The organism is Parabacteroides sp. KHUB-02, assembly GCF_056640955.1.
This window is the reverse complement of sequence record NZ_JBWQEV010000001.1, coordinates 3,564,576-3,580,912: the sequence shown is the minus strand read 5'-3', so window position 1 is coordinate 3,580,912 and position 16,337 is coordinate 3,564,576. Positions and strand designations below refer to the sequence as shown.

At 47.4% G+C, this 16,337-nt stretch carries 12 protein-coding genes; 8 read left to right on the top strand and 4 right to left on the bottom strand.

Features of this window, described 5'->3' with window-relative positions; genetic code table 11:
- Nucleotides 1-16: 16 nt before the first annotated feature.
- Nucleotides 17-1,417 (bottom strand): alanine/glycine:cation symporter family protein, encoded by a 1,401-nt coding sequence (locus ACYIA1_RS15515; protein WP_480335795.1) that lies wholly within the window; start codon nucleotides 1,415-1,417, stop codon nucleotides 17-19.
- A 175-nt stretch (nucleotides 1,418-1,592) separates the two neighbouring features.
- Between ACYIA1_RS15515 and ACYIA1_RS15510 the strand changes: the two genes are divergently transcribed.
- Entirely contained in the window at nucleotides 1,593-3,920 is a 2,328-nt protein-coding gene (locus ACYIA1_RS15510; RefSeq protein ID WP_480335793.1) for a carboxypeptidase-like regulatory domain-containing protein, read from the top strand.
- Nucleotides 3,921-3,959: 39 nt separating this feature from the next.
- Nucleotides 3,960-4,466 carry a flavin reductase family protein gene (locus ACYIA1_RS15505; protein ID WP_008778870.1) on the top strand — a complete coding sequence of 169 codons (507 nt, stop codon included), beginning with the start codon at nucleotides 3,960-3,962 and terminating at the stop codon, nucleotides 4,464-4,466.
- Between the two features lie 2 nt (nucleotides 4,467-4,468).
- Here ACYIA1_RS15505 and ACYIA1_RS15500 read toward each other — a convergent pair whose 3' ends face one another.
- The 3 genes from ACYIA1_RS15500 to ACYIA1_RS15490 all read right to left on the bottom strand — a co-directional run bounded on the left by ACYIA1_RS15500 (nucleotide 4,469) and on the right by ACYIA1_RS15490 (nucleotide 7,439).
- Nucleotides 4,469-5,233, bottom strand: coding sequence for an AAA family ATPase (locus tag ACYIA1_RS15500; protein ID WP_008773277.1), 765 nt, complete (start codon nucleotides 5,231-5,233; stop codon nucleotides 4,469-4,471).
- 35 nt (nucleotides 5,234-5,268) lie between these two features.
- Complete coding sequence (locus ACYIA1_RS15495) at nucleotides 5,269-5,997, bottom strand: ComEA family DNA-binding protein (protein ID WP_480335790.1); 729 nt, start codon at nucleotides 5,995-5,997, stop codon at nucleotides 5,269-5,271.
- 77 nt (nucleotides 5,998-6,074) lie between these two features.
- Nucleotides 6,075-7,439, bottom strand: a complete 1,365-nt coding sequence (locus ACYIA1_RS15490) for a sodium-dependent transporter (protein ID WP_122144398.1) — start codon at nucleotides 7,437-7,439, stop codon at nucleotides 6,075-6,077.
- 118 nt (nucleotides 7,440-7,557) lie between these two features.
- Here ACYIA1_RS15490 and ACYIA1_RS15485 point away from each other — a divergent pair, with 118 nt between their 5' ends.
- The 6 genes from ACYIA1_RS15485 to ACYIA1_RS15460 all read left to right on the top strand — a co-directional run bounded on the left by ACYIA1_RS15485 (nucleotide 7,558) and on the right by ACYIA1_RS15460 (nucleotide 16,321).
- The gene (locus ACYIA1_RS15485) at nucleotides 7,558-8,517 is read left to right on the top strand and encodes a tyrosine-type recombinase/integrase (protein ID WP_048926888.1); all 960 of its coding nucleotides are present in this window, start codon (nucleotides 7,558-7,560) and stop codon (nucleotides 8,515-8,517) included.
- Nucleotides 8,518-9,127: 610 nt separating this feature from the next.
- Complete coding sequence (locus tag ACYIA1_RS15480; protein ID WP_008778867.1) at nucleotides 9,128-9,718, top strand: DUF3575 domain-containing protein; 591 nt, start codon at nucleotides 9,128-9,130, stop codon at nucleotides 9,716-9,718.
- Nucleotides 9,719-9,737: 19 nt separating this feature from the next.
- The gene (locus tag ACYIA1_RS15475) at nucleotides 9,738-11,207 is read left to right on the top strand and encodes a DUF3868 domain-containing protein (RefSeq protein WP_272057323.1); all 1,470 of its coding nucleotides are present in this window, start codon (nucleotides 9,738-9,740) and stop codon (nucleotides 11,205-11,207) included.
- Between the two features lie 63 nt (nucleotides 11,208-11,270).
- Nucleotides 11,271-13,382, top strand: a complete 2,112-nt coding sequence (locus ACYIA1_RS15470) for an Mfa1 family fimbria major subunit (RefSeq protein WP_480335787.1) — start codon at nucleotides 11,271-11,273, stop codon at nucleotides 13,380-13,382.
- A 167-nt stretch (nucleotides 13,383-13,549) separates the two neighbouring features.
- Nucleotides 13,550-14,659 carry a FimB/Mfa2 family fimbrial subunit gene (locus ACYIA1_RS15465; RefSeq protein ID WP_480335785.1) on the top strand — a complete coding sequence of 370 codons (1,110 nt, stop codon included), beginning with the start codon at nucleotides 13,550-13,552 and terminating at the stop codon, nucleotides 14,657-14,659.
- Nucleotides 14,660-14,683: 24 nt separating this feature from the next.
- Nucleotides 14,684-16,321 (top strand): hypothetical protein, encoded by a 1,638-nt coding sequence (locus tag ACYIA1_RS15460; protein ID WP_480335783.1) that lies wholly within the window; start codon nucleotides 14,684-14,686, stop codon nucleotides 16,319-16,321.
- Nucleotides 16,322-16,337: the final 16 nt, after the last annotated feature.

The following is a 16,337-nucleotide window of genomic DNA, read 5'->3' as shown; positions in this document are numbered from 1 at the left end:
CAATACGTTTGTCTGATCACCAACACTGCGCTTTGTCTTTCAACTCGGGTATCTTGTTCTTATCGAATACAGGGCTTTTAATACCCGCTTTCTTTTGGGCTACGTAATCCTGTAATAAGAGGAATGCTTGACGGCTCAACAATGAGATCGCGATCAAATTGCAGATCGTCATCAGTCCCATGGTCACGTCCGCTAGGCTCCAAGCCAAGTCTAAACTAGCCAACGCACCGAACATGACCATTCCACCGACTAATATACGATAAATAAATAAGACATTTCTCTTGGACGTGATAAAACGAATATTCGCTTCTCCGTAATAGTAATTACCGATAATACTACTGAACGCAAATAAAAGGATCGCTAAAGCGACAAACGTACTGCCGATGCTACCCACCTCGTTGCTCAAGGCTTGTTGCGTGAGCTGGACTCCATTGATGGAGCCGTCTAATGGCGCTCCGCTAAACAAGATGATGAACGCCGTGCAGGTACAGATAATCAGCGTGTCGGTAAATACGCCTAATGCTTGGATCAATCCTTGTTTGACTGGATGGGAGACATGCGCCGTAGCCGCTACGTTCGGTGCCGATCCCATACCGGCCTCATTACTGAATAGACCTCGTTTAATCCCTTGCATCAACGCCGCTCCGACACTGCCGCCTATCGCCTGTTCCCAACCAAAAGCGTTTGACAGAATGGTTTCTATAACAGCGGGTAGGCGGGTAATATTAAACAGTACGATTCCCAACGCCAATGCTATATATCCTAATGCCATGACCGGTACGACAATACTGCTTACTCTCGCGATGCGCTGAATACCTCCGAATATGACGATTAACGTAAGTACCGTAAGAATCGCTCCGATCCAAGCATGATCGATGCCAAAAGCGCCTTCCCAAGCTGCGCAGATCGTATTGCTTTGTACGGAATTAAAGGCAAAGCCAAAGGTTATCGAAATCAATACGGCAAATAATACCCCCATCCATCGTAACCCCAAACCATGTAGCATATAGTAAGCGGGACCGCCAATGAACGAGTCTTTCCCTTTTTCTTTATATAATTGAGCTAACGTAGACTCCACGAATGCGCTGGAAGAACCAAGCAAAGCGATCAGCCACATCCAGAATACGGATCCGGGTCCGCCGATCGCTACGGCTGTCGCTACACCGGCTAGGTTTCCGGTCCCTACACGGCTGGCTAAAGATACGGCGAAGGCTTGGAAAGAGGAGATATGCTTTTCCCCTTTTTCTCCTTTCCCGGCAGAATCGCCTAATAATCGGATCATCTCGCCAATCATGCGGAATTGCACGAACCTACTTTTTATCGTAAACCATACGGCGCATCCCAATAACATGATAATAAGGATGTATGACCATAATATATCGTTGACTCCGTTGATCCAATTATTCAATAGCTCCATGATTTATAATCTGTTGTTTGGTTACAAAGATACGTATCTACGAAGCAAATTCATCGAAATATTATTTTTTTATCATTTTCTTGTAACGTTTTCCAAACGGCTGTCGTCTTATAGTTAGAAACAAATGATAAGCGGGAAAGGCCACCCTGCTATATTCGGAAAAAATACGATAAAAATGAAACGGATGATGATTTGGATCATACTGCTAGGCGGTATGGTACAGGGAGCTTTTGCTCAGAACTTGGAGATAAAGGGAATGGTGCGGGACGCTCGCAACAAAGAAATCTTGGAATTTGCGAATGTAGTATTGCAAACAATGGACTCTTCTTTTGTGGCGGGTACGACTACGGATATGAAGGGGCATTTTTTATTAAATAAGATTAAAAAAGGGAGTTATATTCTATCTGTCTCTAGTCTAGGCTTTAAGACGGAGTATATTTCCTTGGAAGGCTTGTCCAAGAATACTTCTTTGGGAGAAATATCCTTAAATGATGATGCGGTATCCTTAGACGGGGTGACGGTTAGCGCCTCTGCCCAGACGAGCCATGCCGATAAAAAAGTGGTCTTCCCATCGGATCGCCAGATGAAGGCTTCGGGAAACGGTATGGATTTGTTGCAGCAGATGATGCTACCGAGAGTGCAGGTGGATTTGTTGAACAGTGAGATCAAGGCCACGGGAAATGGGGTAGTCCAAGTGCGTATCAATGGCGTGAAGGTGGAACAGGATGAGATCAAGGCCTTGAATCCCTCGGACATCATTCGTATAGAATATCATGATAACCCGGGCTTGCGTTATGGCAATGCCGATATCGTGCTGGATTATATCGTTCGCCGGCCGGATACGGGAGGTAGTTTCGGTCTGGACATGGCGCAAGGTATCAATTCCATGTGGGGTGAACATAATGCTTGGGGAAAGATCAATCATAAGAACTCGGAATGGGGCGCTTCTTATCGGATCGGTCCTCGTGATTTCTATGGAATGAAACGGAATAACGAGGAAGAGTTCCATTTAGCGAATGGAACGACCTTGAACCGTGTGGAAATAGGCGAACCTTCGCGCGCTCGTTTGTTCATGCATAACCTGAATGTGAACTATAGCTATCAAAAGCCGGATAAGTATATGTTTAACGCCACGTTCCGCTACCGGAATAATCATCAACCGCATTGGGATTATCAAGGAGTCTTGATGAATAAGGCGAATCCGGAGGATAAAGTGGATATGATCGATCTATCGGGATCAGCCTATCAAGCTCCTGCGCTGGATTTGTATTACCAACGGGATTTGAAGCATAACCAGACCTTGGTATTTAACGTGGTAGGGACTTATAACCAAACGAAATCGACCCGTATCTATCAAGAGAGTAAACATGAACAATTGTTGACTGATGTGAATAATGTGGTGGATGGTGATAAATACTCGATTATCGGCGAGGCTATCTATGAGAAGAAATTAACGAATGGTAATCGGTTGAGCGGCGGTTTACGCCATAACCAATCTTTCTCGGATAACAGTTATATCAATGGGCATAACTATAAGACACATATGGAACAGATGGAGAGTTCCGTATATGCGGAATTCAAGGGAAAGGTGAAAAAACTGGATTACTCATTGGGTGTGACCGTGAATCGATCGTCTTATAGCCAACGGGGTGAGGATGCGGATTATGAACGTTATACGGTGAGTCCCCGGTTGACCTTGTTTTATGCTTTGCCCGGGGAATCTTCCATCCGTTTGAAATCAACGATGGGGAATGTGACTCCTTCTTTGGGTGAGCTGAGCGCTATCGACCAAGTGATCGATTCCTTGCAAATACAGCGGGGTAATCCTAACTTGAAGTCTTATATGAGTTATTATACGGAATTGAATTACGAGTTTCGCAAAGGTCTGTTTTACGTGAATGCCTTGGGCGCTTATGAGTATCAGCCGGACGCTATCATGGACGAGAAATATCTGGAAGGGAATAAGATCATCCAGACTTGGGATAATCAGAAAAACTGGCAACGGGTTGTCGCTTCCGTCAACTTGCGGGTCGGTCCGATCAAGGACATCTTGCAATTTTCAGTCAATGGTGGTATGAACCATTATATGAGTAACGGTAATACCTACACGCATCGATATACGAACTGGTGGTGCGACGCGAATGTTTCCGTTACTTGGAAGAATTGGTCACTCATGTATATGTTGATGACGAATTGGAACTGGTTTAAGGGCGAGACGATGAGTGGGGGTGAGAATATCCAAGGAATCCAGCTCGGTTATAGGCATAAAGACTTGATGGTTGGCTTGCGTGTCTTTAATCCGTTTACGGATAACTATAAGCAGGAGACCGAGAACTGGAACCAATACGCCTCTTTCCACCGTTCGAATTACATCAAGGAAAGTTCCCGTTTGTTTGTGGCGACGATTTCCTATAACTTCTCTTTCGGCCGTAAATTTAGCGCTGGTCAGAAGAAAGTGAATAATGCCGATAATGACTCGGGGGTAATGAGTACCGGTAAATAAGGGAATATTTTATATCTTTGAGGGAAAATAAAATGAGATATGAAAGCGATTAATCCGAATGAGATCAAAGACAACTTTATCGAGTTGATTGGTAAGGAGTGGATGCTGGTAAGCGCCGGTGATAAGGAGAAGTTTAATATGATGACTGCCAGTTGGGGCGGCGTGGGAGTGTTATGGAACCGTCCGGTGGTGTTTGCTTTTATTCGTCCGGAGCGTTATACCCGTGAGTTTATCGACGCTAAAAATGAGTTCACGATTACTTTCCTAGGACCGGAGCACCGGAAAGCCCATAGCATTTGTGGCTCTAAATCCGGCCGGGAGATTGATAAAGTGGCCGCTACGGGGTTGACACCGTTCTTTACGGAGGCTGGTAATCCTGTATTCGAGGAAGCTCGCCTTACGTTGGAATGTAAAGTGGTCTATAAGTCCGAGATCGAGGAGGCTAAGTTTTTAGATCCTAGCGTTTTCCCTCGTTGGTATGATGAGAAGAACGGCAATGCGCATATCGTTTACATTGCCGAGATCGTAAATGCTTGGGAGAAGTAATCTCACCCAAGCAGTTCTTTCATCATTTGCTCCGTATGCGTGAGGAAATATTTAGTGAGCTGGTAATGCTCTGTTTCCTCATACGGGGTGATGTGCGCTCCGGTATCATCGATGGCATAAATGTCCGCGTTCGGATAAGCCATCAAGATCGGGGAGTGCGTGGAGATAATCAGTTGGCAACCGTTATTCACCAGTTCATGGATACGCACCAAAAGGGCCAGCTGCCGTTGTGGAGAGAGTGCGGCTTCCGGCTCGTCTAATATAAATAATGTATTGCGGCTGGCATAATTCAGGAAAGCGCTGAGAAAGCTCTCGCCGTGCGATTGCTCCAATAAACTCCTGCCACCGTAAGCTTTATAGGCGTAGATCTTGCTGTACTTACGTAATTCCAGTTGGGCTTGCCTATCCAATTCGGCCGCATGGTTAAAAAAGGATTCTGCCCGGAAGAAGAAATGCTTTTCCGGTTTTCGGGTCTCGATCAGCTTAATATGCTCGGGTAAGACATTGGCGTAAATCTTGTAGGCCTCGGTTCCGTCATAGAGCATACCCGGTTCTTCCTCATCCCTCTCCTCATATTTACTCATCATCGCTTCCAGCAGGGTGGATTTTCCCGCCCCGTTCTCTCCCACGAGGAAAGTAACCGGCTTGCGGAAAATGAATGATTCCGTAAAACGTACCGCCGGAGCTTTATAGGGATACTTTAGCTCCTCGGGATTGCCGGCTACCAAGTCCGGGTCCAGTAATTTTACTTGCTTCAGATAGATCATACAGAATATGTTTTGTTACAAACATAGTGAAAATATCAATGGAATGAAAGATAATATCGTAATCGTTGTTGTTCGTGCTCCGGAAACTCTTCCAATAGGGATAAATCCTCCCAACCTTGTAATTTCCCTTTTTTCCGGATCATTTTTTCGATGATCCTAGCTTGTTTATAACTGACATATGGGTGACTGGCCAGTTCTTTAGCTGACAGTTGGTTGACAAATAGATGACTAATAACTGACGGGTCCACGGAAAACCACGATTTCATCGCTTCATAGCGTTCCTCGTCAATACCATATACTTCTCCTAATTGTTCCACGGAATAAAAGCCTCCTAGTAAGTCCCTGTATTTAATGATCCGCTTGGCAAAAACGCTACCAATTCCCGGAACCATTTTAAGGGCGGTGGTATCAGCCGAGTTTAATTCGACAATCGTTCCTTGCGGCCATTTTTTTGCTTTGGGATAAGAGGGAAAATGGGGCTTTGATTCCTTTCGGATGCGTTTGGATTTCCATTCGGAAGGGATTTTAGTTTCGTTCGAATGGGATTCTTTTTCTTTCCGAATGGAATTTGAAGGTGTTTTATTCGAATAGATCCGTGAGGAATCTTGTTTGATTCCGGTGTTTACCAATGGAACTGTTTGAAATTGGGAACGGTAGAAATCCGTCCCGATAATTGCGATCCATGCCATCGCTATTAAGGAAAGGAGTAGGGTAAGAGCCTGCCTTTCCCCCTTGGAGAAATAAAGTAAATCACGCCATTTCATAGTCTTATGTTTTGATTTGTGGAACTTCCACCGACAAAGGTAGAAGTTCCGTTTCTATTGACAAGGAATTCTCGGTATTATTTACCGGTAATCCATCTCAAGATCCCTAATTCGTTCAAGAATACGATACCGATGGCGATTGGGGCCACATATTTCATAAAGAATACGTAAGCGCCGAAAAGACGGAACTTAAGAGTCCCCTCATTGGTCAACTCGGCTTTCAATACTTTTTTATCGACACGTGTACCTACGAAAATACAAGTGAGCATACCTCCCAGCGGTAGCATGATCTTGGCGGTCAGGTAATCCAGTGCGTCGAAAAAGGCCAAGCCTCCAATCGTGAATCCTTTCATCACCCCGAATGAGAGAGAACTGAAAATTCCTAAGAAAAATACCCCTAAGGAAACGATTAAAGCCGCTTTCTTGCGTGTCATGTGGAACTCCTCAAGAACGTAGGCCGTAGCTACCTCATGTAAAGAGATCGTGGAAGTCAGTGCCGCCATCGCTAGCAAGATATAAAAAATACAGGACCACAAGCCACTCAGCGGTAATTGTCCAAATACGTTCGGCAACGTGATAAACACGAGTTCCGCACCAGCGGAAGGGGTGATGCCGAAACTGAATACCGCCGGGAATATCATGATACCGGCCAATACGGCGACAAGCGTATTAATGATTGTCACCTGCCAAGCGGTGGCCTGCATATTCGTATCTTTCCCGAAGTAAGAGGAGTAAGTGATCAAGCAGCCCATACCCAAACTCAAAGAGAAGAAAGCCTGTCCTAGTGCGCTCAAGACCACTGAGGAAGTCAATTTGCTAAAGTCTGGCTTGAAAAGGAAAAGCAATCCGGCCTCAGCGTTCGGTAAGGTCACGGAACGTACGCACATGATCAGCAAGATCAAGAATAAAAGCGGCATCATGATCTTAGAGGCCCGTTCGATACCTTTTTCTACACCCGAGACAATCACGAAGTGAGTCAACCCGATAAAAGCGCCCATCCAAAAGATCGGACGGAAGACATTGGAAGCGAAATCCTGAAAATCGGCCGTATAGTCTATATCCGGCTGTCCATACAAACGGCCACTTAGCGTTTGCCAAACATATTCAAGCGTCCAACCGGAGACGACCGAGTAATAACTTAAGATCAAAAATGCGGCCAAGATACCGTTGTACCCAATCCAGCACCATTTTGTACCGGGAGCCATTTTCTTGAAAGAACCCACCGTATTGCTGCGGGAATGCCGGCCGATGAAAAACTCGGTTATCATTACCGGAATGCCCAAGAATATCATGAAAAGTATGTAGACCAGTAGGAAGGCCGCACCTCCGTTCGCTCCCAGCATATACGGGAAGCGCCATACGCTTCCCAATCCGACGGCGCATCCTACGGTAGCTAGTACTACGCCCAATTTACTACCGAATGTGACTCGATTGTTTGCCATATTATTTATTGTTGCTTTTATGCTTTTAATTGTTACCTATTTTCTTATTTTCGGGAGCAAAAGTAATAATTTGAATTAATTTGTTCGTGTAAAGTATAAATAATTTAGTGAAAGGAGTATGAAACGAGGACGTAAGAAAAAGTTAGCAATCTCATTGATGGATTATATGGGAAAACGAAGAGACATGAAACGGCAGTTAAAGAAAGAAGGGACAGCTGAGTTGTATGAGGTGGCCGTAAGGCATTTTTTAAGATTCGTGAAGAACCCGGGGTTCTGTTTGGCCGATTTGAATCGTGCGTTGGTGATAGATTTCATCACGTATCTTCAGGGAAAAGGATTAGCTACTAATACGGTAAATACGTATATCAGTAGTTTGCGGGCGCTTTATAATATGGCTTGCCAAGAGGCGTTGATTCCTGCGTCATATTATCCGTTTGAGAATTTGAAACTCCGGCGTGCGATGACGGCGAGGCGTGCGATTCCCGCATCTTTGTTCCAGCAAATCGCTCAGATCAAGGTGGTGGATGACCCGCAAGTGGAATTATCGATAGATCTTTCCTTATTCAGTTTTATGGCTTGCGGGATGCCTTTTGTGGATATAGCGTACTTGACGAGGCAGAATATCCGGGGGAATGAGTTGGTATATCACCGTCATAAGACAGGACGTATGATCCGGTTGGAGATAACCAGTAGTATGTTGCAATTGATCCGGAAATACGCGGATCGGCAGCGAGCGACCGGATCGTCGTATTTGTTCCCGATTCTTCCGCCCGGGAATCCGGACCATTTGAGGTATAAGCGTAGCTTGGCTCGGCATAATGCCCGGCTGAAACGGATTGGGCAAACTTTACGGTTACCGAATCCGTTTACGTCGTATGTTGTTCGCCATAGCTGGGCATCAGAAGCTTTACGTTGCGATATGCCGATGGCCTTGATCAGCCAGGCGTTGGGGCACTCGTCGGAGAAAACGACTCGTTTTTATCTGGAAGAATTGGATATATCACGTTTGGCTCATGCGAACATGAAGGTGATAGGCTCTGTAAATCGGATTTTAGAGAAAAGGATGGATGGTTTGTGAACTTATTTATGGAATAAGGAGTTTTAGCGTTAAAATAGTAACTTCCTCCCTATTAGTTCACAAAAATACATAATAAATATTTTATTATCACAACTTTTCTGCATTAAAATTGTCAAGTTCTTTTCACCAAATAAGGAATTTAGGGGAAGCTATGTCTTTAAAATGAACCATATTCACCTTTATTGATTCACTCTCTCAACTAAAGAGGAATTTCTATACTCTACAAATTCCTCCTGAATATCAAAAACAAATAATACAATAAGCTCGTTTGGATAGGCCTATACGTAAGCCATTGATTGGTAGCTGTATAGAAACACCATAATATTTATTGGATTTCATGTACGTGTTTTCCAAAAAACATGTACGTCTTTTCAGGAAAACATGTACATGTTTTTCTGAAACGTTCCGTGTGGTCTATTGATATACTATATAAACGACAATAAAATGTTGTTTAACGTTTATTCTCCGCTGACGTTTTTGAAACGCTAAACCTTATTCCATAAATAAGTCCACGGGCCATTCTTGCCGTTAGTTGATTTTAGGAAGTTGGGTCTTGAGGGGCAGAAGGGTGAGAAGATATAAGATTAACAACCATAATGAATAAGAAAGAATGAAGAAGACGATTTTCATGCTATTCTTGTTGGCAGTCCCGTTTCTTTCGAGAGCGCAGGGGGTGCCGGTCGAAGGGAAAGGCTCCATGATTGGGATCAAGAGCAATATTCCTTATTGGGCTACTGCCACGTTTAATTTGGGGGCTGAAGTTTATCTCGCCCGTCATTGGACACTTGAGTTGGAGGCAGGCTTGAATCCGTTCAGCGGCAAGAACGATGATGGGAGTTATGGCCGCTCACTGAAGCATTTGCGTCTGCACCCGGAGTTGAGGTATTGGTTTTGCGAGACGTTTAACGGCCATTTCCTCGGCGTGCATACTCCGTACCTATTATATAATGTAACCGATATCAAATGGCTGGGTACAGAGGGCGAGCGTCACCAGGGATGGGGCGCGGGAGCCGGTATCAGTTATGGATACTCGTGGCTGCTGTCTCGCCATTGGAACTTGGAGGCCACGGTGGGCGTGGGCTATCTGTACTTGAAGTCGGACAAGTATCCCTGCGCAAATTGCGGCCGCAAGCAAGAAGGGATCAAGAAGCATTACTTCGGGCCTACGCAGGCGGCGATCAATCTCATTTACCAATTTTAAATCGATGGAGGACTGAAAAATGAAGAATCTACAAGGATGGATGATACTTGGGATCGCATGTTTGGCCGGTTGTGTGGGTACTACGATTCCCGTACAGGCGCAGCAGACGGCTACCGCCATCGTCGTGAAGGAGCGGTTGGTGGAGCATGTGGGCGATCGCTTGATAATTGATATGAAACTAGCGTTGGACGAGTTGTCGCTATCGGCCAACCGGAGTTTGGTCTGTACGCCGCTGATCGAGCGGGGCGATAGCGTAAGGGCTTTGCCTCCCGTGATTGTGAACGGGCGTAACCGCCAGATCCAGTACGACCGGTCCGGGCGCGACGCGGCGGCGAACGGGGAGTTTGTCTTACGCCGTTACAATGGGAAGGAGCAGACGTTCGATTACCATGCCTCTATTCCTTTCGCCAAGTGGATGGAGCGTTCGGAGGTGTCGCTGGTAGCCGATTTTTGCGGTTGCGGCTGGGAGGCGTTGAGCAATGACAAGTCGCCGCTTTTCCCGATCCGGATCGCGGAGCCTGTGGTATTGCGGCCGCTTTTGGCCTACGTCACGCCGGAGGCGGAGCGTGTGAAAGAGCGTGTGAAGGAAGGAAGCGCCTTCCTCGACTTCCCGGTAAACCGCACGGAGATATATCCCGAGTATCGCGATAATCCCTCAGAGCTGCGCAAGATCCTTGAGACCGTGTCGTCGGTGAAGGAGGATCCTTACGCTACCATCACGGAGGTATATATCAAGGGTTTCGCGTCGCCGGAAGGTACCTATAAGCATGACACTTATTTGGCCGAGCATCGCGCCAAGGCGTTGATCGAATATGTGAAGGGTCTTTACCACTTCGAGCAGGCCCGTTTCACGGTGGATTTCGAGCCGGAGGACTGGGCCGGATTGGAGAAACGGGTGGAGAACTCCTCGCTTGCGGACAAGGAGGAGTTGCTGGCCATCATCCGTGCGGACGAGCCGAAGGATTACGACCGCCGCGAGGCGAAGCTGAAGGCGTTGAACGGGGGGGCCTCGTATCGGGTACTCTTGCGTGATATTTATCCCGCCTTGCGCCATTCGGATTACGCGGTGCGCTACACGATCCGTTCGTTTACGGTAGAGGAGGCCCGTGAGCTGATCTATTCGGACCCTAGGCAGTTGAGTCTAAACGAGATGTTCCGGGTGGCGCAGACGATGGAACCGGGTAGCGACGCTTACCGCGAGGTGTTCGAGATTGCCGTGCGCATGTATCCGGACGATCCGGTATCGAACCTGAACGCCGCCCTTACGGCGATCGACGCGGGTCGCTTGGAATCGGCTCGTCGTTATCTGACGAAGACTTCCGATTCCGCGGAGCGTACCTTGGCGGAGGCGGCCATCGCTATGCTGGAGAACCGGTTGGACGAGGCGGAGGCTCTACTGGGTAAGTTGTCCGACGATCCTTCCGTAGCCTCGCAGGTGGAGGAGAACTTGAGGCAGATCGCCGCGAAGCGGGAGGAACTGGCTGATTGATGGCGAGAGTCGTGATCGTAGGATGATAATAATGAGTGTCAAATATAAAAACGGATGAGAAACATGAAAAAGAATTATTTATTAAGTGCGGCTGCCGCTTTCTTGCTGGCGGTTACGGGTTGCTCCGATGATATCGAAAACGGAGGCAATTCCGGTGGTGAGGGCGATAGCGGCAAAGTCTATATGACAGTGAACGTCTCCACGGTGTCGAAGGGGGCATTGACGAAGGCGGGAGGAACTCCTTCTAATCCTAATAACGATGGTGCCGGCTGGGGCGAGGACGGCAACGGTTTCTTGGAAGAGTTCGATGGCGCTAATGAGGGTAAGGTGTATGATGTTAATATCTTCTTGGTGAAATATGACGGTAATACATTTGACTCTAACCCCTTGGACTTCTTTAATGATGACGTAAATAAAAGTTTAGAGATTGCCGGACAGGGTTGGTATGAATCTAAGACCGGTGTTGATCCGAGTGGAGGTGGCGAGCCTAATCATGACAGTGCCGGAAAAGTGACGATGAAGGTGACGATGAATGAGGAGCTGACAACAGAAGGACATACGTATCAAGTCTTTACAGTAGTTAATGCCGGAAATAGAATAGAGGGTATTACTACTTTGGGTGACTTACGAGACAGAGTAACTTTAAAGGATTTATGGACTGGCACTAATCAGGTTTCGAAAGCGGATCACTTCATTATGTCTACGCACAAGATGAAAGGCGTAGATGGCATAGGGAATTCGCTTGTTCGCATTTCCGTGGAAAATACAGATGAGACGAAACCGGCGACAACAACCGTATTCGTGGAGCGTATGGCCGCACGTATCGACTTGGGATATGCTGCTGTATTAGAGATAGATAAAATACTCGAAAGCTCTCCGGTAAAAAATAAAGGCTCATTCAAATTGACGGGTTACAAGGTCGTGAACCAATGGAAGGGTAACAGCTACGTGTTTAAGCAGGTCTCTCCTAAAGCGACTAAGAACTTTGGCGAAGGGTCAAGTTTAGCGGATGCGATGGCTGGAAATTATACTGAAAGTGGTAATGACTTTAAATATTTGGGTGATGAAGTATGGTCTATGATGACGCTAAATGAGGCGAATGGCTCTTATAATTATGTGCTGGATCCGTCGATCAGCCAAAAGAAGGTACCTATGAATGATGGCGATGATCCTTGGACTCAATTCAAGGACTCTTATATCAACTATTTTAATCCGGAAAACAAAGACTTAAATAGGGTTGAGAATATGTCTAAGATTCCTGAGGCTGAGACTGAACCTTATTATGGAGTGAATGATAGAATATATTACCCCGTCGTGTACACCAAGGAGAACACGTTGGATCGTGAGGCGCAAGTAAATGGTTATTCTACCGGCGTTATTTTCGAGTCTGAGTTTATGCCAGATGGTGATAATTTTAAAGTCAGTTTCTATAATAAAGATGCGGGTTCTATTGAGTCTGTTCCTTTAGATAACAATAAAACATTCCTTTTGGCAGTCCATAAGAACGGTGTGGGTGCGACTGTCCGTTCTGTCTATAAAGATCTTCCGTCTGTTGCCGCTTGCGCATTTAATTTGGAAGAGGGTTCGAATCCTAATTTATTGAAAGGCTTAATGAATGGCTGGGATGGGATGACAACATTACCGGATTTTGCTGATGTACAAAAGGCGATTAATTCCATGTCTGATCAGAACGGATTTGAGATCGCATTTAAGAAATATCTTAGTGACATGATTAAGGGCGAAACAAACTGGAGTGAAGGGCTAAAAATGCGCCTATGCTATACTGAATTTAGAAAGAAACAAAATGAGAATGACGGTGGTCATCTCCCTGATACCTACACTGATCCGAATAATTTCACCCCGGATCAGATCGGTAATTTGTACCAATTCTACAACGTTTCCTTATACAAAGGCGGAAAGAGCTATTACAAGTTCTGGATCCGTCATAACGATAACGGGAACGATGGTATGATGGGCGTGATGGAGTTCTGTATCGTGCGTAACAACGTGTACCAATTGTACGTGACGGGTGTGCGTGGCTTAGGTGACCCGCTGCCTTACACGCCGGGTAAGGATACGCCGGACAAACCGGATGAGACGGATGATGTTACCATCGACGTCACCATCTACGTGAAAGATTGGGTGAAACGCACGAACAAAGACATCATTATTTAACCCTACCCCTCCGGGGGATTCCTACGATGGGCATTGTAAGCTCCTTACGATGCCCATCCAAGCCACCTTACGATGCCCATCATAAGAACCTTATAATGGGCATCATGGTTTACCTCCATCCCCGGTAGTACGGGCGGAGGATTACTGTGTATCTTAATAAAATGATTATGAACCGTTTATTTCATACCTGCAAACAGTTGATTGGCGTAGCTGCCTTGTCCGTGGGGCTATACGCTTGCGATTGGATACACGACGACTCGCTGCCGCTTTGCGAGTTCCGGCTGTATTTCAAGTACGACTATAATATGAAATTCGCCGACGCTTTCCAGCATGAGGTAGACTTCGTTACGCTCTTCTTCTGCGACCAAGAAGGGAACTTCCTCTTCCAGCGGCGGATCGAGAAGAGCGAGCTGGACGAGCGGAACTCCATCGCCCTCGACATGGAGCCGGGTACCTATCAGGTAGTCTCTTGGGCCGGGCTGGACAAGGGCAGTTACGCATGGAACGATCCCGCCGAGGCGTCGCGGGTTGTCGAGAGGGCGCAAGACGTCAAGGTACGTACCTTGCGCGAGGACGATACGACACAACCCAACGAGCTGCACCCGCTTTGGCATAGCCTCGATACCTTCACCGTGACGCGCGACATGCCCGAGGAGAAGGTGATCAGCCTCGCCAAGAATACCAACAAGCTACGTGTCGTGCTGCAAAACGTGATGGGGGAGGACATGGACGTGAATAACTTCTCCTTCCGGATCGTGGCCGACAACGGGTATATGGATTACGACAATTCCCTGCTGCAAGATCCCACCATCCACTACCTGCCTTATTATACGGAGAACGTGGAGCTGGGAGCCGACCCGACTCCCGGCGCTACCGTGGGCGGGCAATACGTGGCCGTGGCCGAGATGAACACCATGCGCCTGATGGCGGGTCGCAACTACCGCCTCATCATCCGTCACCACGGATGGGAGAAGGATGTGCTGAACGTGAACCTCAACGATTACCTCCTTCTCACCAAGATGGAGGGGCACCGTATCTCCCCGCAGGAGTATCTGGACCGGCAGGATGAGTACTCGATCATCTTCTTCCTTACGCCGAAGGTATGCCCCGATTGCCCGGATAAGCCTACGCCTCCGGATCCGCCGGGACCGGACAATCCTGACAACCCGGATAATCCCGATGGGCCTGATCCGGAAGACCCTACGATCGTGGGGTACGCCTGCTTCAAGATACAGGTGAAAGACTGGGTGATCCGTATCAACGATGGTATATTGTAAACTGAGATTTATTAAATAGCGCGAATGATGAGACGTTATACCCTATATAACCAATTGATGGCGGTCGCCGCCGGTCTTTGCTTCTGCTGGCTCTGCGTAGCCTGCGGCGAAGACCGGGGGGGCGATTTCCCCGACGACGACCCGAACAGTTGTGTCGTGACCATCACCCTGCGGACTTCCCGCTCGGCACGACCGCCGCAAACGAAAGCCGGCGAGATGATGACGAAGGCGGATTCTTGGGAAGAGGAAGAGGATCAATACGAGCTAGACATCACGAACTGGCTGGTGGTGGCGTATGATGAGAACGCTGAATTGGCCGGATATACATCTAGCAATGGTACGTGGACGCCGGATATCGCTGATTCTGATTCTCGTACGGAGGTAGAGATGAAGTTGCCTCTCGGCAAATACTCTTTTTATGCGTTCGCCAATTTGCAGTCGCTGGAAGATGGTACATCGTTGTATCAAAAAATTACCGGGGCACATTCCTTGGCGGAACTGTCGGAGGTGAAGATATTGGACTCGGGAACGAGTATCGATACAAGGAATGAGGAGAAAAAGGGTAAATTCGGAGGCGAGGAAGCGTCTCGAAAGCGCATCCCCATGAGCAGCTACGCCCAGGAGTATACGCTGAAACCCGCTCCGGCAGAGAACAAATTCGAGATTCCCTTGATCCGCATGATCGGCAAGGTACAAGTGAAGATAACTAACAACTTAGACAAACCTATAACCGTAAAACAATTGGACATCATGAACCTCCGCAAGGGAAGCCTGCCGATCTGGCTCTTGCCTTGGGGAAATAACAAGTATTTGGAGACTGCCGGAGAAGGTGGTGCGGAGCGACTGGCCCCGAATCTTCCGACTGGAGAGACGGTAGAGGAAACGGATTTATTTAAAGAGGAGATCATCCCTTCCGAAGCGAATCAAGAGGTACCTGCGAAGATCAAGGACGGTGCGGAAGGCCACAACATAAAGACTTATACCCGCTACATCCCCGAAGGCAACGCGGGGGCGAAAGAGATCCTGCTGGGTGTCGATATCGAAGGCCGTCCTCGCACGGAGCATACCACGAGCTTCGGTTTCGTGCGCCGCAACGACCTGCTGATTATCCCGGTCTTGATAACCAACATCACGACAAAATTGGAAGTAGCCGAGCAACGCCTCCCCATCGGAGTCTACCCGACCGCCTTGGTCTATGGTGAGAAGACGGGCGTGCAGATCCTGACACCTGTAGAACACACCCTGCAAGCCGCCGGCGACTTGTCGATCCGTTTCGAGATATCCAACATAGATGGCGTGACAGGAGATTTCTCCATCAAGGGCTATGAGGTAAATGAGGGGGGAAATGTTGCGACAGAGAAGTACAGTTCCGTCAGCTGGGAGAATGCCAGTGCGGATAAACCGCTAATCACGGCCATAAACGTAGACGGAACGAGCTTTGAGACGGATGCGGAATTGGATATTCCCGAAGCCGCGCTTACGGGACAAGGCGGTCTGAAGAAAGCCGGCTCTTTCACGATCCGTACCCAAGAACTGGGCGGAGAAGCGGATGCCACGGTCGTCCTCACACTCGTGATAAAATACGGCGAGAACATGGAGCAAGAGATGCAAATCCCTTACACCATTCAAATAAGAAACTACGAAAAACAACAACAACCATAATATAACAACAACAAAC